19 protein-coding genes are annotated in these 18,939 nt (G+C 68.8%); 7 read left to right on the top strand and 12 right to left on the bottom strand.

Going from position 1 to position 18,939, the window contains the following annotated elements:
• Nucleotides 1-667: IS5 family transposase (locus FBZ83_RS03895; protein WP_145681141.1), on the top strand; the 667-nt coding region annotated here is incomplete at its 5' end.
• Between the two features lie 95 nt (nucleotides 668-762).
• Here FBZ83_RS03895 and FBZ83_RS03890 read toward each other — a convergent pair.
• From FBZ83_RS03890 to FBZ83_RS03870, 5 genes are all read right to left on the bottom strand, one after another.
• Nucleotides 763-1,821, bottom strand: a complete 1,059-nt coding sequence (locus tag FBZ83_RS03890; protein WP_145681140.1) for a TniQ family protein — start codon at nucleotides 1,819-1,821, stop codon at nucleotides 763-765.
• Nucleotides 1,822-2,901, bottom strand: coding sequence for an ATP-binding protein (locus tag FBZ83_RS03885; protein ID WP_186465962.1), 1,080 nt, complete (start codon nucleotides 2,899-2,901; stop codon nucleotides 1,822-1,824).
• Complete coding sequence (locus tag FBZ83_RS03880; RefSeq protein ID WP_211101618.1) at nucleotides 2,898-5,036, bottom strand: Mu transposase C-terminal domain-containing protein; 2,139 nt, start codon at nucleotides 5,034-5,036, stop codon at nucleotides 2,898-2,900. The genes FBZ83_RS03885 and FBZ83_RS03880 overlap by 4 nt, the downstream gene beginning before the upstream one ends.
• Before the next feature lie 32 nt (nucleotides 5,037-5,068).
• The gene (locus FBZ83_RS03875) at nucleotides 5,069-5,923 is read right to left on the bottom strand and encodes a hypothetical protein (protein WP_145681137.1); all 855 of its coding nucleotides are present in this window, start codon (nucleotides 5,921-5,923) and stop codon (nucleotides 5,069-5,071) included.
• Nucleotides 5,924-6,449: 526 nt separating this feature from the next.
• Nucleotides 6,450-6,872: a hypothetical protein gene (locus tag FBZ83_RS03870; protein ID WP_145681136.1), complete on the bottom strand. Its 423-nt coding sequence runs from the start codon at nucleotides 6,870-6,872 to the stop codon at nucleotides 6,450-6,452.
• Nucleotides 6,873-7,092: 220 nt separating this feature from the next.
• On the opposite strand from FBZ83_RS03870, the gene FBZ83_RS03865 reads away from it, so the two are divergent.
• From FBZ83_RS03865 to arsB, 5 genes are all read left to right on the top strand, one after another.
• The gene (locus tag FBZ83_RS03865; protein ID WP_145681135.1) at nucleotides 7,093-7,491 is read left to right on the top strand and encodes an ArsR/SmtB family transcription factor; all 399 of its coding nucleotides are present in this window, start codon (nucleotides 7,093-7,095) and stop codon (nucleotides 7,489-7,491) included.
• The gene (locus tag FBZ83_RS03860; RefSeq protein ID WP_145681134.1) at nucleotides 7,457-7,972 is read left to right on the top strand and encodes an ArsI/CadI family heavy metal resistance metalloenzyme; all 516 of its coding nucleotides are present in this window, start codon (nucleotides 7,457-7,459) and stop codon (nucleotides 7,970-7,972) included. The genes FBZ83_RS03865 and FBZ83_RS03860 overlap by 35 nt, the downstream gene beginning before the upstream one ends.
• A gap of 73 nt (nucleotides 7,973-8,045) precedes the next feature.
• Nucleotides 8,046-8,558 carry an arsenate reductase ArsC gene (locus FBZ83_RS03855; protein ID WP_145681133.1) on the top strand — a complete coding sequence of 171 codons (513 nt, stop codon included), beginning with the start codon at nucleotides 8,046-8,048 and terminating at the stop codon, nucleotides 8,556-8,558.
• Entirely contained in the window at nucleotides 8,555-9,040 is a 486-nt protein-coding gene (gene arsN2 / locus FBZ83_RS03850) for an arsenic resistance N-acetyltransferase ArsN2 (protein WP_145681132.1), read from the top strand. The genes FBZ83_RS03855 and arsN2 overlap by 4 nt, the downstream gene beginning before the upstream one ends.
• 158 nt (nucleotides 9,041-9,198) lie before the next feature.
• Nucleotides 9,199-10,218, top strand: a complete 1,020-nt coding sequence (gene arsB / locus FBZ83_RS03845; RefSeq protein ID WP_145681188.1) for an ACR3 family arsenite efflux transporter — start codon at nucleotides 9,199-9,201, stop codon at nucleotides 10,216-10,218.
• A 67-nt stretch (nucleotides 10,219-10,285) separates the two neighbouring features.
• On the opposite strand, the gene FBZ83_RS03840 is transcribed toward arsB, so the two are convergent.
• The gene (locus FBZ83_RS03840) at nucleotides 10,286-11,485 is read right to left on the bottom strand and encodes a hypothetical protein (protein ID WP_186465961.1); all 1,200 of its coding nucleotides are present in this window, start codon (nucleotides 11,483-11,485) and stop codon (nucleotides 10,286-10,288) included.
• A gap of 88 nt (nucleotides 11,486-11,573) precedes the next feature.
• Here FBZ83_RS03840 and FBZ83_RS03835 point away from each other — a divergent pair, with 88 nt between their 5' ends.
• Nucleotides 11,574-12,518, top strand: a complete 945-nt coding sequence (locus tag FBZ83_RS03835) for a LysR substrate-binding domain-containing protein (protein ID WP_186465960.1) — start codon at nucleotides 11,574-11,576, stop codon at nucleotides 12,516-12,518.
• Here FBZ83_RS03835 and FBZ83_RS03830 read toward each other — a convergent pair.
• The 6 genes from FBZ83_RS03830 to FBZ83_RS03805 form a co-directional block, all read right to left on the bottom strand.
• Complete coding sequence (locus tag FBZ83_RS03830) at nucleotides 12,487-14,955, bottom strand: arsenate reductase (azurin) large subunit (protein ID WP_145681129.1); 2,469 nt, start codon at nucleotides 14,953-14,955, stop codon at nucleotides 12,487-12,489. The genes FBZ83_RS03835 and FBZ83_RS03830 overlap by 32 nt on opposite strands.
• A gap of 11 nt (nucleotides 14,956-14,966) precedes the next feature.
• A complete protein-coding gene (locus FBZ83_RS03825; protein WP_145681128.1) occupies nucleotides 14,967-15,479 on the bottom strand; it encodes an arsenate reductase (azurin) small subunit in 513 nt (170 codons plus the stop codon).
• A 114-nt stretch (nucleotides 15,480-15,593) separates the two neighbouring features.
• Nucleotides 15,594-16,421, bottom strand: a complete 828-nt coding sequence (locus tag FBZ83_RS03820; protein WP_145681127.1) for a phosphate ABC transporter ATP-binding protein — start codon at nucleotides 16,419-16,421, stop codon at nucleotides 15,594-15,596.
• Complete coding sequence (pstA, locus tag FBZ83_RS03815; protein WP_211101617.1) at nucleotides 16,418-17,278, bottom strand: phosphate ABC transporter permease PstA; 861 nt, start codon at nucleotides 17,276-17,278, stop codon at nucleotides 16,418-16,420. Before pstA ends, FBZ83_RS03820 begins: the two co-directional genes overlap by 4 nt.
• The gene (gene pstC / locus FBZ83_RS03810) at nucleotides 17,268-18,140 is read right to left on the bottom strand and encodes a phosphate ABC transporter permease subunit PstC (protein WP_145681125.1); all 873 of its coding nucleotides are present in this window, start codon (nucleotides 18,138-18,140) and stop codon (nucleotides 17,268-17,270) included. The genes pstA and pstC overlap by 11 nt, the downstream gene beginning before the upstream one ends.
• The gene (locus FBZ83_RS03805) at nucleotides 18,109-18,927 is read right to left on the bottom strand and encodes a phosphate ABC transporter substrate-binding protein (protein WP_145681124.1); all 819 of its coding nucleotides are present in this window, start codon (nucleotides 18,925-18,927) and stop codon (nucleotides 18,109-18,111) included. The genes pstC and FBZ83_RS03805 overlap by 32 nt, the downstream gene beginning before the upstream one ends.
• Between the last annotated feature and the right edge of the window lie 12 nt (nucleotides 18,928-18,939).

Raw genomic sequence — 18,939 nt, 5'->3', positions numbered from 1 at the left:
GCTGCTGTCGGACGAGCACTTCTCGGTGGATGGGACGCTGATCGAAGCCTGGGCCAGCGTGAAGAGCTTCCGGCCCAAGGATGGCAGCGGCGAGCCGCCGGGGCCGGGGCGCAACGGCGAGCGCGACTTCCATGGCGAGAAGCGGTCCAACGAGACCCATGCCTCGACCAGCGATCCCGAGGCGCGGCTGTACCGCAAGGGCAACGGGCAGCCGGCGAAGCTGGCCTTCATGGGCCACGCCCTGATGGAGAACCGGAACGCCCTGGTGGTGGATGTCCGGCTGACGGCAGCCACCGGCTTGGCCGAACGCGAGGCGGCGGTTTCCATGGTCGAGGCCATCCCCGGCCGCCACCGCATCACCGTGGGCGCCGACAAGGCTTACGACACCAGGGATTTCGTGGCGAACATGCGCGAGTTGGGCGCCGCTGCGCACGTCGCGCAGAACACGAGCAAGCGCCGCTCGGCGATCGACGGCCGGACCACCCGCCACAGTGGCTATGCCGTGTCCTTGCGCATCCGCAAACGGATTGAGGAGCTGTTCGGCTGGATCAAGGGAACTGGCTTGCGCAAAACGCGTCATCGCGGCACGGCCCGCGTCGGTTGGATGTTCACCCTGACCGCTACCGCCTACAACCTGATCCGCCTGCCCAAGCTGCTGGCGGCATAATCACGCCCGAAATCCGCCTCAACGGCGGCTCTGGGCATCTCGGAGCGCGAAAAGGCGCTCCATTCTGGCAAAAACGGGCGTCGGAAACGCTATTTTCAAGCCTCAGCGGAGGCAAAAAGCCGGAATATGTTCGTTTTTCCGCGTCCTGCTAGGGCCTCGGCCGCTCTTGCGCCGGAAATGTGCCGAGGGCTGTCCGGGGCGACATAGAAGACCGATCTGCGTTTGACGATTCCATGGTTCCAGTGGTCCGCAAAATACTGCCTTGCCGCGGAATACAGGAAACTGAACGACTCTTCGTCGAACACCGCCCGCAGGCGGGGAAGAACATGCCCGAATTCCGCCTGCAGCCCGACTTGGCCGTCCATGTTGCGGCCGTTCCGGTCAAGCCAAGCATATAAGCTTTTCGGCCAGTCAACGAACAGGCGCGCCGCCGATTCAGCCGTCGCGACGTCGTTCGCCAGTCCACCCTTGGTCATCACCGAGGAGCGCCAGTGTGGTGACCGGTGATCGGATCCGAAAAACGTCACGAAGAGCACCACCATGGCAAGCGTGTGGAGGCGACTGGCCGGCGTCACATTCGGTCCCGGGATGGACGCGAGCGCACGCTCGAGCAGGGCCGTGACGTCGAGAGCGGCGGCGGATGCCGGAACGACTGGCGCTTCGGTCCAGGGACGGCCGCAGCGACACCGGGCAAGCCCCGGGCGGATCCACGTCAGCCGGGCTCCGCAATGTGGGCAGGTGTCCACCAGCAGGCAGCGGTGCTTGGTGCATGCGACGCAGACCTTCAGGTCCCACAACTGGCGGGCGATCCCGTCTTCCTCGACGCAGCCGGCGCAGGCGCGTGGATGAACCAAATCGAGCGCGGTCGCCGGCAGTGCTTGGGTGCCGAACAGCACCCGGTTGGTGCGACCTGGAACGGGCCAGCAGGCCATGGCTTCGAGCAGGCCGACGTTGGCGCCGGAGAGACTGGACAGATGGTGGAGGTCGCACCGTTGCCAAGCGAACGTGGAGGACAAGCCGGCCGCGTTCAGCAGCCATCGCATGTCTGGATGGCCGTTGGCCTGCGCCAGACGCAGCACATAGCCTTTCAGGCTTTCACCCGGCATGGGAGAGCCACGCACGGCGAGGCGTGGTGCGCTGTCGGCGACTGGCATTCAACGCTTCGTGAGATGGCGGTTGACCTCGTCCTTGCGCAGGCGGCGATTTTTCGCGCTCCGCCGCGCTGGAGGATCGGGGCGTCGGAGCGAGTCGTCGTCGATGGGAGGCGGCATCTGCCCCGCGTAGCTCGCGGCGAATGGGTTCACCATCATGTGCAGCTCTTTGCGGAACGCCCGCTCAAAAGCTTCCTCTAGAAGCTCGAGATTGATGCACCGAGATCGTGCTGCGTCCTGTTCGATGATCCTCACACACATTTTCATCAATTTCTTCAGCCCGCCCATTGCGCCTCGGCTGGCATAGAAAAAGCGTACAGCGATCCGGTCTTCCGTTACGTCGACGTCGAAGGGAAGCGGCGACATTTTCCGGATGGCAAGCAAGGTTCCGATAAAGCGGCTCTGGTCCTCCACGTTGTCGTCACCGTCCTTGGTTCGCCATTGGTAAGGACACATGCGCAGTTCGGCGTCACAGCGACGCTCGTGTTGCCCATCCTGCTCGAACAGATAGCTGAGGCGTCCAAGTCCGAGGAAGATGAGACTCACGTTGTTTTCGTCATGCCGTGACTTGAACCAGTCCGCAAGCTCTTCGGTCACCACCACACCGTTGCGGTCGACCGCGCGCTGCGCATCATCGATGAGGATGCCAACCGTGCCACAGCCGGCGATCAGCTTGTCGACTCTCTTGCCGAAGGTGTACTTGTCGCCCCGCCACCAGGCTGGGTCGCCGAAGGTCCGCAGCATTTCCATGCCAACCGATTTGACGGTGGGTTGTGGCGGCATGACGAACTGGAGCAGCGGGATATGGTCGGCCACCAGGATCGGATGCGGTGGCTCATCGATGGAGCGTCCATCAGGGGTGACGCGGTATTCCTGCGCCAGCTTCTTGCGCAACGTCGTTTTGCCAACACCGGGAGGCCCGCTCACCTGCATGCAGGGTGCTTCATCGTCGCTGCCCTGCAAGCTCAGGACGAACCGGATCTCCTCCATGATGCGCACAAACCGCGGGTGTGGCACGAAGATGCTGGCCATCTGTCGGTATAGGAAATGCCGATCCCCACCGACATCGTCTGGAACGGTCATGGTTTCCCCTCCAATTGGGGGGGCCGGCTTCCCCCGAGCGAGAGGTCGGCATCGTAGAGCGGGATCTCGCGCTGGATCCGCTTCGGCCGGGCCGGCGTGACCGGTGGAGAGGGCGTCCCAACCATCGGGACGGGTTGAGCCGGCAACTCGGCGGCCGGCTGCGGGGGCGCCGAAGCCGGCGTCTGGCACGGGTTGAGCGGTTGCCCGGCGAAGGGGCCGCTCAGCGGGCCGAGACTGCCATCGGTGTCGAGATTGTTGAATATATGCTGTGTTCCGATACCGAACGTCCGCGCAATCAAGGTGTTCGTTCGAATGCTCAACGCCATGGGCAAAGCGTCGGCAATGAGTTGCTGCAGCTCCCATTGCGCCGCTTGCAAGGCTTCCGCGTCGTCCCGTCCATATCGCTCGTTGGCGAACTTGAGGTTCAGTTCGTGACGATGCAAGCTTAGGTTCTGCGTGTATCGTTTGTCGTTCGCCTCCACTCGGATCCAGAACCGCTCCCGTGGCTCGAAGATGTGAATTACAGACAGGTTGCTCGGATCTATTTTCACCTTGACTTTCGCTTTGTGGCCATAGCGACGGCGGAATGCATGCAGGCCATCTGAATAGTACAAGATTTTTCTGAACGTCACCCCGTGATGGTCGATCGAGCCATCCCGGACGATGCCGAAGAGCAGGTCGAGGTCGGTTGCCCGTTCCAGCAATTCCGGTGGGCGTGTGCGAACTCCATCAAGCCAGCGGTCTCGCGGAGTGATGTTCCAACGGCCTCGGGGTGTATCGCAATAAACATCGATCAGCCACTTGTGGAAGATATAAAGGAAATGACGCAGGCCAATGCATCCGTTCTTCGCTGGATCGTAATCTTGCGGGTCGATGTCTTTTCCCAGGACAAAGCCCGGCATCTCCTGCAGAAGCAGCTTGTTCAGAAGGTTGAAGGCGTTCTCGACGACCGGCTTGAACCAGGGGGTGCGCACGCGTGTGAATTTGTAGGGAATGTCGAGGTCATAAGTGATGGATTCGATGCTCTTTCCGTGTTGGGCCAAGCTGTTGTCGAACGTGAGCAGGCGAGGAATTCCGGCGGCCGGCAGGACGTTCCTGATGTCCGGGTAAGCGGTTTGGACGTAGGTCTTGGGAAGGCAGGCATGACGCAGAGCGCTCGCGATCGTCAGGTCGCTCGGGGGCTCGAACCCAAGATAGAAGCCCATCGGGACCTGTGAATACACGTCCAAGTACCAGCTCAACCACGCTCGTCCGAGCGGCACGCCGAACAGTTCGTCAAAGAGGAACAGCGGCAGTCTTGTCTCGTCGTATTCGACAAGATCAAGGCAGGCCTCGGGGCCGTCATGGCCGCGGGTGCTGCGGTACATCATGCGCGCGCGCGTCTTGCCGTACTTGGCCACGTCGCGGTCGTAGGCCGGAAATTCTCCCCACAAGCGATAGCAAGCCTGCAACGACGGCATCGTCAGCGTTGCCGTCGGGTCCCGCGCATTTTCCAGGCGCAGCTGGTTGGCGATCGTGGTGCGGATGGCGCGCATCGTACAGGTGGGCGAGTGACCGGGGGCGCCCTTGTTGTCGCGCGCGTCTTCCAACGCGTCCGCCATGGTTTGCACGACAATCCGCCGAACGCGTGGATCCATCTGCTTGTGCCGTCCGGACGCGGCAAAGCGGCCAGCGAGGTCAAGGTTGTCGCCCGTGGCGTCGTGGATGGCTTTCCAGCGGAAGTAGGTGGGCACGGACACCGGTTTGGCGCGACCGTGTTCCTTGCTGACCTCCGCGAGAATTTTCTCCAATTCCGTCGTCTTACGGCCATCGTCGGTGACGGCGGAGCACAGGCGTGCCCCGGCGACGGTGCGGGAGGCCACCGCGCGCAAAACCGCCGTGCGGAACGCAACCCGCTGCTGGTCGGCCTCCGGCCGGTCGGCGATCGAGGTCACCGCACGGCGCCGGCGGGTGTCGTCCGTCTTGCGGGGATCGCCGGCCCGCTCCGCGTCGAGGACCAGAGCACCCGCAGTGTACAGGGCGTCCAACTGTGGAACGGTTTTGCTCACGAGGCGGTTCGTAAGCGTTTCCACCAACTGCCATTCGCCATCGGCGGGGCTGGTGGCGAACCGGAAGGGAACGCCATCGATGCGCACGCAGGTGCCGGGAGCGTAACAGAATTTCCGCATCACGCGCACCGTGTGTCAGGCATGGTCAATGGCGCACGGCCGCGCCACACATGGCCGTCAGGACCCAGTGGTGCGTCAAGGTCGATTGCCAGATACCCACGTACGATCAGGGCATGGAGCTGTTTGACGGTAAGGTGGGGAAACCGTGTCAGGATGCCTCCCATCATGACCGGAGCGTCTCGCGACAGGGCTGCGTTCAACTGGCGGCGCGTCGCTTCGTCGGGGAGGCTCGCATGACGGTCCGCAAACAACGCACGGAGCGTCGTGAAGCGCGGCTGTCGACGGATGTGCCGTTCCGTGAAGACCCGGTAGCCAAAACCCGAAGCCGCCACCGTCGCTCCGATCGCCGGCCACCGCCGCTCCTTGTCCGGAAACGCGGCGTCGGCTTCCGCCGCAACCGCCACGAACTCGCCGATGCCCCCGCGGAGCATGAACAGGTCCGGCATGTGCCAGCGGGCCCGTCCGTCCAGAGAGTAGCGAACCCGGACGGGTTGCTCGATGAAGGCTTCGACCGTGGCGTCGAGTTCGCACAGCAGAAACATATCAAATTCCAGGTCGGACCGCGCCCGCAAGGTCCGCTTCATCTTCCGGCTGTGAAACCGCCCTTGACGCCCCCGGAACGAACTGCGCGGCGATCGACCGATCGTTCGCTCCGAACACTCAATGCCACCGAACGTGAAGGCCGGGTGGCGGGCGGCAAACTGTCCATCATCCACGAGGGCAGTGGCTGGATCCCGGGGTGTCCAGATGCGGTCGACGGGTGTGGGAGTCGGGGGCGGCAAAGAGGCGGGCGTTCCCGAGCGAACGAGCGCCAAAAAAAGCTCGGCCAGGGCGGCTTCCTCGCCATCGACCATGTGGGTATCAGCCGTCGACGCGATGGGCTCCCAGGGCGCGCGCGGCCGCACTGGCATCCGACCGTCGCTTGGCTGATCACCGCTTGGCTGTGTGCGTAGAAGCATAGGGCACTCCATTCGAGCGCGCTGCCTCGTCCGTGCCGGGTCCCGCTTTGGGTGCCAGGGCTTGGGAAGATGGCCGCCGCTCCAACCCCGTGGGCAAGGCTGGTGGCCAGCGGGGTGGAATCCTGGCGGTTTCGGCGGCTGTCGCGGGCCGCGGCGGTGCGTTCGAACGCCGGTCTCCCCGACGGGACCCGCGTCTCATCCGCATCACTCGTTGCGGCGGGCGCAACGAGAATGACGGAGTGCGTCCCGCCGAGGAAGGCTGCAGAAGTCCGATACCTCCAACAACCCACAAGCCTCGTGAAAGGCCTTCCAATATGGAAGGGCCGCAGCTTCGAAAGCGCCGCGCCACGGCCGGAAAGAAGAGGGGGGTGTATCAGTTGCTTCGCTGTGACGCGTTACCGCGTCACTCGCAACGCCGTGGTCATCCCGCCGCGAGGGGATTGGAGGGCGCGGGAAGTGTCAGGGCATACCGGTGTCCGTTCCGCGTCACCCACCCCTTGCGCTGGGCCTGGGAGAGCTGGGCGCGCGTGGACCCCGGGTTGAGTTCGATGTGCCGGTGGCGGGCGCTCTCGATGATCTCCCGGGTGGTCAGGCCGCCCGGGGAAACTTCGGCCAGGCATTCGAGGATGGTGATCATGCGGCGGCCACGTGCTTCCGCGGTTACGAACACAGGAAAGCCGCCGCCCCGTGGCGCCAATCGCCGCCTCTCGTCGTCGACGAGGCGCTCCAGTTCTTCCAGGCGGGCTTCAACGGTGCGCCGACGCGCGATCGCCTCATGCTCAAGCTCGCGCGCCGTCGCGAGTTCCGCCCGCAACTCACTGATGCGCGTATGGACGGCATTCATCCACATCGAAACTCCACCTTGCCGGTGCGCGGCCGCCGCCCGCCGCTGCGTTGGCTGCCCGTTGGGCGTGTGCCCTTGCCCAACATACCCTGAGATGGTGCGTTGGCGGCGTCTTTTCCGTATGCCTTGACGCGGGGAGTGCCTTCGATTATTCCATAGTCATGGAAATACGGAATTGATTCCGCTGCCGGGTCTGTTCCGCTGTGCTGGAGAAAGCCCGATGGAGAAGAAGGCGGTTCTGTCCGCGCTGACGGCGCTGTCGCAGGAGACGCGGCTGGACATCTTCCGCCTGCTGGTGCAGGCCGGCCCCGAGGGCCATTCCGCCGGGGCCATCGCCGAGGCGCTCGGCGTGGCACCCGCGACGCTGTCCTTCCACCTGTCCAACCTCACCCACGCCGGGCTGATCGTGCAGCGGCGCGAGAGCCGCTCGCTCATCTACTCCGCCGACTACGACCGGATGACCGCGGTCCTCGGCTTCCTGTCCGAGAACTGCTGCGGCCGCCCGGCGAACACCGCCGCCCGCGCACCGGTCTGCGCGCCGTCTCCGGAGGCGGTCAACACCGAAGACCAGGGAGAACCCCGTCATGAAACGCCTGCACGTTCACGTCGCGGTTGCTGATCTCCAGCAATCCGTCCGCTTCTACGCGACCCTGTTCGCCGCCGAACCGACCGTTCTCAAGGACGACTACGCCAAGTGGATGCTGGAGGATCCGCGGGTGAACTTCGCCATCAGCGCGCGCGGCGCCGCGGCGGGCATCGAGCATCTCGGCATCCAGGTGGAGGACGAGGCCGAACTGGCCGACGTCCACGCCCGCCTCCGGCGGGCCGAGGGACCGGTCCTCGACGAGGGGGCCACCACCTGCTGCTACGCCACGTCCACCAAGGCCTGGATCGCCGATCCGACGGGCATCGCCTGGGAGACCTTCCTGACCACCGGCGAGCACACGACCTACGGCGACAGCGCCCTCATCCAGCGTTCCGGTGCCGGTGTGGTCACCGCGTGCTGCGGTCCCAAACCGGACTTCGCGGCGATGGCCGCCGCGTCCGGCGGTCCGAAGCCGGACGCGGCGCCGGAAACCGCCCCATCCTGCTGCGGCTGAGCCGCCGTCCCCCTCGCGGCTGCCCGGGACAGCGGTCCCGGCGGCCCGTCCCAGCCGACCATCGGAGCGAAGAATGGCCGAGGAGCGTGTCTACAACGTTCTGTTCCTGTGCACGCACAACAGCGCGCGCAGCGTGATGGCGGAGTGCCTGCTGAACCGGGAAGGCCGCGGCCGTTTCCGCGCCTTCAGCGCGGGCAGCCAGCCGTCCGGACGCATCAACCCGTCCGTCCGCGACCTGCTGGAGCGGCTGGCGTTTCCGACCGCCACCCTGCGCTCGAAGACGTGGGACGAGTTTGCGACACCGGACGCGCCCGCCATGGATTTCGTGTTCACGGTCTGCGACAACGCCGCGGGCGAGGTCTGTCCGGTGTGGCCCGGCCACCCGGTCACGGCGCATTGGGGATTCCCCGATCCGTCGAGCGCCCAGGGCACGGACGCCGAGAAGGCGGCCTTCACCGCCGATGTGTTCCGCCAGATTGAGCGCCGCATCCAGGCGTTCGTCAGCCTGCCCATCGCCGCGCTCGACCGCCTCGCCCTGCAGCGGACGTTGAACGACATGGCCCGTATGGCCGGTGACGGGGCATGACGGCGACCGCCACGCCCCTGGGCGACGGGGACCGGCCGTCGCTGGCCGGCCTCCTGGCCGCCGCCGGCCTGCCGACCGGCGACCTGACGGCGGCGGGGCGGCGCTTCTGGCGCGTGGCGGACGAGTACGGGCTGCTCGGCTACGGCGGCCTGGAGGCCCATGGGCGGGACGGCCTGCTCCGCTCCGTCGTCGTTCCGCCGGACCGGCGCGGCCGGGGCGCCGGGCGGGCCGTGGTCATGGCGGTGGTCGCCGAGGCCCGCCGCCTGGGCCTCGGGCGGCTCTGGCTGCTGACCACCGGGGCAGCCGGGTTCTTCGAACGCCTGGGGTTCCGGCGCACGGAACGGCTGTCCGTTCCGCCCGGCATCGCCTCCAGCGCCCAGTTCGCGGGCCTGTGCCCCGACGGAGCCGCCTGCCTGCGCCTCGATCTGGCGCTGCCGCCCGGCCCGGCAACGGCCGGCCCCGGCGGGGCCGGACGCCCGTGACGCCGTCCGCCGGGGCCTCCCTCGGACGTCGCGCCACCACCAGGGAAGCCGGCGAACAATACGCGGACGCCGCCGGACCCCGCATTGGCACAGCCTCCTGACAGGACGCAACCGACATGACCGCTGACATCCACGCCGCCTCGGCGGCCCGCCCCGCCATGGGCCTCTTCGAGCGTTACCTGAGCGTCTGGGTGGCGCTGTGCATCGTCGCCGGGATCGCGCTCGGGCATCTGGTCCCGGGCGTCTTCCACGCGGTCGCCGCGGCCGAAGCGGCCCAGGTCAACCTGCCGGTGGCCGGGCTGATCTGGCTGATGATCGTGCCGATGCTGCTGAAGATCGACCTCGGCGCCCTCGCGCGGGTCCGGGAGCACTGGCGCGGCGTCGGCGTGACGCTGTTCGTCAACTGGGCGGTCAAGCCCTTCTCGATGGCGCTGCTCGCCTGGCTGTTCGTGGCGACGCTGTTCCGTGGCCTGCTGCCGGCCGACCAGGTCGACTCCTACATCGCCGGCCTGATCCTGCTGGCGGCGGCGCCCTGCACCGCGATGGTCTTCGTCTGGTCGAACCTGTGCGGGGGCGAGCCGCACTTCACGCTGAGCCAAGTGGCGCTGAACGATCTGATCATGGTCGTCGCCTTCGCGCCGCTCGTCGGCCTGCTGCTCGGCGTCGCCTCGATCACCGTGCCGTGGGACACGCTGCTGCTGTCCGTCGCCCTCTACATCGTCCTTCCCGTCGTCGTGGCGCAGGCGTGGCGGCGGCGCCTGCTGGCCTCCGGCGCGGCGGCGCTGACGCGGACCCTGGCCGCGCTGCAGCCGGCGTCGTTGCTGGCGCTGCTGGCGACGCTGGTGCTGCTGTTCGGCTTCCAGGGGGAGGCGGTTCTGGCCCAGCCGCTGGTCATCCTGCTGCTCGCCGTGCCGATCCTGATCCAGGTCTACCTGAACGCCGGGCTGGCCTACTGGCTGGCGCGTCGCTTCGGCGTGGCGTGGTGCGTGGCGGCACCGGGCGCGCTGATCGGCGCCTCCAACTTCTTCGAGCTCGCGGTGGCGGCGGCCATCAGCCTGTTCGGCCTGGAGTCCGGAGCCGCTCTGGCCACGGTCGTCGGCGTCCTGGTCGAGGTGCCGGTCATGCTGTCGGTGGTGCGGATCGTCACGGCGACCCGCGGCTGGTACGAGGCGCGCTGACCGGCCTCCGGCGCGGCGTCTCCGGGCGCGGCGGACGCCCGGAAACCGTCCCGGTGGCCCGAGGGCGTCAGAGCAGACCGGCCGTGGTCATGATGTACACGGTCAGAAGGGCGGCGAGGCCCTGCAGGGCCGGACCGAGGGCCAGGATCCGCAGGGCCGTCGCGTCGTCCTGGCCGGCGAAGGCGTCCTGCCGGACCAGCCAGAACAGGCTGTCGTTCGGCGTGATCGTCACGAAGGCGCCGGCGCACATCGCCAGGGCCGCCGCCTCCGGCGAGACCTGGAGGGACGGGAGCAGGGCGGCGATGATGCCGCCGGTGCCGGCGAAGGTCGCCATGGACGACCCCTTCACGATCTTGAAGCTGGCCGTGAAGACGAACAGCGCCGGCAGGACCAGCCCGGTGGAGACGAGCGCCTCGGCCCAGCGGGTCACCGGGACCGTCTGGACCAGCATGGCGCCGAGCGCGCTTGCCGCGCCGATCGTCAGCAGCAGGGGGGCGGTGCGGCGCATGCCGCTGTCGAGGGCCTGGGTGCGCTCCTCGGCCGCTAGCGGCACCAGGGCGATGACGGCCGCGACGAGCAGCGCGCCTTTGGGGGTCAGCAGGAAATCAACCAGCGGCGACAGCTCCACGCGCCCGCGCACGGTGAAACCGGCGGCCAGCAGCAGGATGATGGTGCCGAGCGGAGCGGCCATGCGCCCGCTCAGGCGGCCTTTGGCAGGCGGGGTCCCGTCGCCCGCCCGCCGCTCGAAATGGCGGGCATACAGCAGCCCGACGATCCAGGCGACGATGAAAACCGGCACAGCGACGACCGCCAAGCGGTTGTTCAGGCCGCCCAGTGCGGTCGCCACGATCGCCGGCCCGGCCGGAACCAGCAGCTTGAAGCCGGCGTAGGCGCCAAACACCAGCGACAGCTTCCGGCCGGCGGCCATGGGCGACAGCGCCGCGTAGGCGGTGTCCGGACACACCATGCCGGCCCCGGCGAACGGAGCGAGGACCGTGGCGATCCGCCCCGACCCCGCCGCGGCGCCGGAGCGGGACAGGGCGGCCGCCAGGGTGAAGGACGGAATGAGGATCAAGGCGAACTCGCCGAGCGAGCCGCCGAAACCGGCATCGACCGCGTGGATCAGCGCCGCGCTGTCGAGGCCGCTGGCCAGGCCGAGCGCCAGGGTGGCCAGCAGCATGACCAGGGGCAGCGGCACACCCAGCGCCATGGCGAGCAGCGACCGCCGGGCCGGCGCCTTGTGGACCGCAACCGTGCATTCACTCATGACCACATCCTCGACGTGCGCGTGGAATTTCTCTAACATTCTAGGGATTTGATGGCGCCCAGCAAAACGACTAATGGTGGCGGTCTGCATGAGTCTGGATCATCCAACCCCCGGTCATCCGTCCCTTCTGGCGGTCCGCGCGTTCGAGGCGGCGGCGCGGCTGGGCAGCTTCACCCGGGCGGCCGAGGAGCTGTGCTTGACCCAAAGCGCCGTCAGCCGCCATGTCCGCGCGCTCGAGCAATGCTTTGCCGTGGATCTGTTCGCCCGGCGTGGCCGGCACATCGCCTTGACCGAGGAGGGGCGGGATTACTTCGGCGCCGTCGCCGACGGGCTGGAGCGCATCCGTCGCGCCAACGACGCCCTGCTCCGGCGCGGGCGGCGGGACGAGCGGGTGACGCTGTCGCTGCTGCCCTCGGTCGCCGCGCTGTGGCTGGCGCCGCGTCTGCCGGACTTCACCGGCCGCTTCCCCGACGTCGACCTGCGCATCCAGGCCAGCATGGCCCTGGCGGACCTCCGGCGGGATGGGATCGATCTCGCGTTGCGCTACGGGCTGGGCACATGGGCGGGCCTGCGGGCCGAACTCCTGGCCGAGGAGCGGCTGATCCCGGTCTGTGCCCCGGCCTACGCCCGCAGCCTCGAGCTGGGCGGCGATCCCGCCTGCCTGAGGCCGGCGCTCCTGCTGACGGACAACATTCCCGGCGGTTGGGCCAACTGGCTGCGCGCCGCCGGGCTCGAGCCCGCGGGGATGCGGTTCGGTCCCCGCTTCGACGAGGGCACCAGCCTGTACCGGGCCGCCGCCGCCGGGGCCGGCGTGGCGCTCGGCCGGTCCCTGCTGGTCGCGCGCGACATCGCCGAGGGGCGGCTGGCGGTGGCGACCCCGTTCAGCATCCCGGCGACCTACAGCTACTGGCTCGTCCAGCCGGAGGAGCAGAAGCCGGGCCGGGCCACCGGCCTGCTGGCCGACTGGCTGCGCGAACAGGCCGCCGGGCCGGCCGCGGCGGTCAGCCGGCCAGCGGATAGTCGATCGGCTTGAAGCTCATCGCGTCCGCGCCGGGAGCGCGGCCGATGCGGCGGATGTCGGCCCAGACGTTCTTGTAGTTGGGGATTCCCAGTTCGTTCGTCTCCTTGCCGATGATGTTGCCGACCTGGCCGGTCGGCGCGATGAACAGCATGAAGGCCTGGCCGGGCTTGGCGGTCGGCGTGGGATAGGCCATGGCCTGCGTCGAACCGGTCTCGTTGTAGACCTCGACCAGATCGCCGGCGGCGAGACCGAGGCGCCGCATGTCCTCGGGGTTCAGCTCGATGGGCGCCACCGGCATGCGTTCCCGGACGAACGGCAGGTGCACGTCGTAGAAGGCGTTCTGCCACACCAGGTTGGCGCGGCCGTTGTTGATCAGGAAGGCGTGCGCCTCCTGCTGCCGGCGGCGGGCGGCGATCTGCATCCCGCGCCACGGCGCGGCCAGGAAGCGGGCGCGCCCGTCCTCGGTCTTGAACGTTCCGTCGCCGTACAGCCGTTGCGTGCCCCGCAGCCGGCCGTCCTCATAGCCGAGGACCGGCTCCTGCACGCCGTTGGTCCCCATCGCCCGCAGGCGGTCGTAGGTGACCAGGGCGCCGCCGTCGGCGTGGCGGTGATAGCCGTCCAGGAAGGCATCCTCCTCGCTCCGCCAGTCGAACTTCCCGGCGAAACGACCGGCCCGCGCCGCGTCGCCGGCCTTGCGGAAGGAGACCTCGAGGGCGTTGGCCAGCCGGGCGGCGATCAGGCAGTCGGGCAAGGCCTCACCCGGTGGATCCATGTACCGTTCGGTCAGCCGCAGCCGCCGCTCGCCGTTCATCGAGGTCAGGTTCATCTCGCCGGCGGTGGCGGCCGGCAGCCAGACGTGCGCCGCCTCGCCGATCTGCGTCGGCAGGATGTCGACGACCACGCTGAACAGCCCGCCGGCCCGGATCGCGGCCATGATGGCGTCGAGCTGCCGGCTGCGGTCACCGTAGGGGACGCTGTCCATCGCCTCCTTCACCAGGGTGGTGCGGCGGCGGTAGACGCGCCGGAACTCCTCGGCGTTGAGCGTCGACTTGAAATGGTCGACGGCCCAGACGTGGTGGACGCCGCCCTGGCCGCCGATGAGCAACTGGTCCACATACGCGGCCGGCCGGCCAACGTGCGCGTCGGAGGGGCGCACATAGCCTTCCTGATGGCCGCCGAGGCGCACGCAGCCGGTCCCCTCCCGCCCGATGTTGTGCGTGGCCAGGGCCAGGTTCACGATAGCCGCGTTGGTGCGGTAGTTGTCGTTGCCCCAGATCAGGCCCTTCTCGTATGCCAGCATCGTGCGCCGCGCCGCGCCGCCCGGCTTGGGTTCGCCGATCCACCGGGCGGCGGTGCGGATGTCCTCCGGGCGGAGGCCGGTGATCGCGGCGGCCTCCTCCACGGACATCCGGTTCGCCGGCACGGCCTCGCCGAAGCCGCGGGTGTGCCGCGTGATGAAGTCCGCGGCCTGCCAGTTCCGGGCGACGATCTCGGTCAACAAGGCGTTGAGCAGCGCGAGGTCGGTTCCCGGGTTGATGGCGAGGTGCAGGACGTTCTCACGCCCGGCCGCCGCCTCGCATGCGTTCACCGATACCGTGCGGCGCGGATCGACGATGATCGCCTTCGCCGGCGCGTGCGGCTCGGCGGCCAGGAGCTGCCGTTTCTTGTCCAGCGTCTCGCCGCGCAGGTTCGGCAGCCAATGGGCCAGGAAGTAGTTGGTCTGGCTTTCCAGCGGGTTGGCCCCGACGACGAAGAACGTGTCGGCGAGTTCCGCGTCCTCGTAGCAGTTGTTGAGTTCGCTCACCCCCATGTCCCGGCTGGCGTGGACCTCGGAGTTGTAGGCCGGCCGGTTGTGGATGCGGATGTTCTTGACCGTAAGAGCGTCGAAATAGAGCTTGCCGGTGCCCCAGGTGTTCTCGTAGCCGCCGGCCGCGCCGCCGTGATCGAAGGCCGAAACGACCACGCCGTCCTCGCCCATCTCCTCGATGACTCGGCGCGTCACGTCGGCGGCGAGCGACAGGCTGTCGTCCCACGAACTCGGCATCATCTGGGAGTAGCGCCAGACCATCGGGTGGGTCAGCCGGGCGGTCATGGTCCCGGTCTGTTCGGAATAGCGGGTCTCCGCCATGCGGCCGCCGCGGACCGAGTTCAGCCCGCCGTTCACCACGCAGTCCTGGTCCGGCACGATGGCGAGGTGGACCAGCCGCCCGTCCTGGCGAACGATGTTGGTCATCGACCGGCTCATCCAGGCCGCGCTGTCCGGGGGCTGTTGCCGCCCGAGGTCGGTGCCGAACGCGTTGCGCTCCGCCGGTCGGCCGCCGTGGCGGTCGACCGGCCATGTGTAGGCCTTGTAGCCGCAGCCGACGATGCAGAAGTCGCAGGTGACGTTGTGCACCTTGGCGTCCGCGGGCGGGATGGGAAGCTCGTCCACGCCGGTCTTGTAAGTCATGCGCCCGCTCCTCAGCTTTCTAGAACGTTGCCGATTCGTCCATAGATCAGTTCGTCGACGCCGACCGCGGCGATGTCGCCGTTGGGCCGCAGCGCCAGCCGGAACATGGCCAGGTTCTGCGTGGCGTGGCCCCACACCTGCTGCCCCTCCTTCTCGGCGTCGAAGCGCGAGAAGTGGCCCGGGCAGTTGAGCGTCTTGTCCGACGCGGCGTAGGCGAGCGGATACCCCTTGTGCGGGCACAGCGTGGAGTAGGCGACGATGTCGCCATCCGGCCCGACGCCGCCGGGAACCGCGGCCCCCAGCTTGACGACGACCCCCGGCGACCCGGTGTCGGGGTAGTGGATGTCCCGGGGCACATTGACGGCAAGGTCCCGCAGGTTGGCGAGGACTTGGGCCGGATAACCGGAACGCCCGCCGGCCGCCGCCGGCACCGGCACGGCGGCGGCGGCGGCACCGCCCACGGCGCCCAACCCGTTTCGCAAAAACTGGCGGCGCCCCAGTTCCAGCTTCCCGCATCCTTTCACGGTCGTGTTCTCCCCGTCAGGCGGTTGCAAAGTGGTCGAACGGTCGTTGCGGCGCCGCGGCAGCGCCCACCGGCCCAGGCAGCGTCCGGTAGGGCGTCGGGCATGGACCGCGCGTCACGCGACGGCGCCGCGCACGTAGGCCGCGGTGATCTCGCTCTTCGGCGCGTGGAAGATCTGCCCGACCGTTCCCTGCTCGACGATGGTGCCGATCCCGTCGCGCAGCCAGAACAGGGCGCAACGGTCGGCCACCCGGCGCGCCTGGGCCAGATTGTGGGTGACGATGACGATGGTGCAGCGCTCCTTGAGGGAGCCGATCAGCGCCTCGACCGTCGCGCCGGAGATGGGGTCCAGCGCGCTGCACGGTTCGTCCATCAGCAGCACCTCGGGATCGAGCAGCAGGGCGCGGGCGATGCACAGGCGCTGCTGCTGGCCGCCGGACAGGGCCCCGGCGGCGTGGTCCAGCCGGTCGTGCACCTCGTCCCACAGGCCGACGGCCCGCAGGCAGCGCTCGATGGCCGCGGCGCGCGGCTCCTTCCGGCGCACGCCCGCCTCGCGCAACGGCAGGTCCAGATTGTGGCGGATCGAGAAGGGGAACGGGTTGGGCCGCTGGAAGATCAGGCCCACGCGGCGGCGCAGGGCCACCACGTCCAGGGTCGGGTCCAGGAGGTCGGCGCCGGCCAACCGCAGTTCACCCGTCACCCGGCAGCGCGGGATCAGGTCGACCATCCGGTTCAGGCAGCCCAGGAAGCTCGTCTTGCCACACCCCGACGGCCCGATCAGCGCGGTCACGGAACCGCGCGCGATGTCGAGCGACACGTCGCCGAGCACCCGCCGCGCCCCGTAGGACACGGAAACGCCGCGCGCGCGGATCAGCGGCACGGCGGGCCCCGGCTCGTCCACCGGGGGACGGTGGAGTTCCGCGACCGCATGCAGGTTCGTCATGGCTTGTGCGCTCCTTTGCGCTGCAGGAAGCGGGACGCCAGCGACAGCAGGCCGGCGGTCACCAGCAGCAGACCGATCAGGACCAGCGCCGTGGCGTAGGCCCATCGGTCGCCACCGGTGACGTTCATGGACAGATCGAAGACGTGCACGGCCAGGGTGCGGCCCGAGTCGGTCAGCGCGGACGGCATGCGGTCCACGTAGCCGCTCGTGAAGACCAGGGCGGCCGTTTCGGCCATGGCGCGGCCCACGCCCAGCGTCAGCCCGTCGATGATGCCCGGCATGCCGCAGGGCAGGATGACCGCCGTGATCGCCCGGTGCCGCGGCATCCCGAGGGCAAGCGCGCCGCGGCGGCAGCCGTCGGGTACGCCGCGCAAGCTCTCCTCGGCGGCGCGCATGAGGATGGGCAGCACCATGCAGGCGAGCGTCAGCCCGCCGGAGAGCAGCGAGAATCCCATGCCCAACATGGTGCAGAACACCAGGTTGCCGAACAGGCCGAAGACGATCGACGGCATGCCGGCCAGAATGTCCAAGCTGCGCCGGATCCAGCGGCCGGCCGAGGCCGATGGCGGCAGCACCTCGACCAGCAGCACCGCGGTGCCGACCGCCAGCGGCAGCGCCACGGCGACGGCGATGGCGACGACGATCGCGGTCGACACCAGCATCGGCGCGATGCCGCCGGCGCGGCCCGCGCTGCGCGGCGCCGTCGTCAGAAAGGCGAGGTCGATCTGGCCGGCGCCGTGCCAGACCACGTCCGCCAGCAGCCAGGCCAACGCCGCGACGGTGATGGCCGGCACGCCCCAGACGGCGGCGTCCACCACCCGCGCCGTGCGCCGGCGCCGCAGGGCGTCAATCGACATGGCGGGTCCCATCCGGGGCCAGCACCTCGGCCACGACCAGGGCGGCGGCGACCAGCAACGCCAGCACCAGCCCGCTGACGAACAGCGCGGAGCGGTGGATGTCCTGGGCGTAGGCCATCTCCAGCGCGATGTTCGCGGCCAGCGTGCGCACGGGATCGAAGAGGCTCGACGGGTACTGGACGAGGTTGCCGGTGACCATCAGCAGGGCCATGGTTTCGCCGAGCGCCCGGCCCAGCGCCAGGACCAGCGCGGTGGCCAGCCCGGAACGGGCGGCCGGCACCACGACCCGGAACGCGATGGTGTGGCGCCTCATGCCCAGCGCCGCGCCGCCGCGGTGGAGCGCCGGAGGCAGTTGCTGGATGGCGCTGTCCGCCACGACGGCGACGGTCGGCAGGATCATCAGCGCCAGGACCAGGATGCCGGCGAGCAGACTGGCGCCGGGCGGCGCCCAGGCGGCGATCAGCGGGACCAGCGTGACCAAGCCCCACAGCCCGTAGACCACCGACGGAATGCCGGCCAACGCCTTCAGGAGTAGGCGGTAGGCCGTGGCGACGGCGGCCGGCGCATAATGGTTGCAGAACACCGCCGACACGATTCCCATCGGGCCGGCGAGCGCCAGGCCGCCGAGCGAGACGAGCACCGTGCCCAGGATCATCGGCATCAGCCCGAACCGCCCGGACAGCGGGAACCAGCCGTCGTCGGTCAGGAACGCCTGCGGGCCGGCGACGCTGAGGGCCGGCGTCGCCTCCACCGTGGTGACCCCGATCACGGCGACGATGGTCAGGCTGGCCGCCGCACCGCAGAGGCCAAGCCCGGTGACGAACAGCCGTTCAGCGGGGCGCCGGGACGAAATACTGGTCATGGATCAGGTCATGGACCGCGGGGGACTGGCTGTAGGCGATGAAGCGGGCGGCGACGCCCTCCGGCGGCTTCGCCGTCACGAGGTTGAGCGGACGGGCCGCCCCATAGGTGCCGTTGGCGACGTTGCCGGTGGTCGCGACCACCGGCCCCAGCGCCATCAGGCGGACGGGCGTCCCCGCCTGGGCGTGGTACTCCGCGGTGCCGATCGACACGTAGCCGATGGCCCAGGGATTGCCGGCCACCACCTTCACGCCCTGCTCGTTGTCGCCGATGACGATGTGCGCCTTCACGTCGGTCGGCTTGAGCTGGACGTGCTCGAGAAAGATGTCCAGCGTGGAGCGGCCTTCCGCCTTGTTGACGACGGTGATCGGCCGGTCCGGCCCGCCGATCTGCGACCAGTTCGTGATGCGGCCGGTGTAGATGCCGATCACCTGGTCGCGGGACAGCGGATCGACCGGATTGGCCGTGTTGACGATCATGCCGACGCCGTCGCGCGCCACGATGTTCACGGTCAGGTCGTCTTCGTCCGGCTTCAGGACCCGCGACACCATCCCGATGTCCGCGATGCCGCGCCGGACGTCGGCGACGCCGCGGGACGAGCCGCCCGTCTGAACGTCGATGCGCACCCCCGGATTCGCGTTCTCGAACCGGTGGGCGATCTCGGAGACCAACGGGGCCAGCGTGCTCGCCCCGGTGACGGTCAGCTTGGCGGTCTCGGCGGCGCCGGCAAGGGGCGGGAAAAGGCAGGCCGCGGTCAGGGCCGCGACCAGGGTGCGCCTCAACGGCATGGCGGTGTCCTC

It is taken from the genome of Azospirillum brasilense (assembly GCF_007827815.1).
GTDB classification, from domain to species: Bacteria; Pseudomonadota; Alphaproteobacteria; order Azospirillales; family Azospirillaceae; genus Azospirillum; species Azospirillum brasilense_C.
The sequence above is the reverse complement of the archived record's forward strand: the minus strand, read 5'-3'. Positions and strand labels throughout refer to the sequence as shown.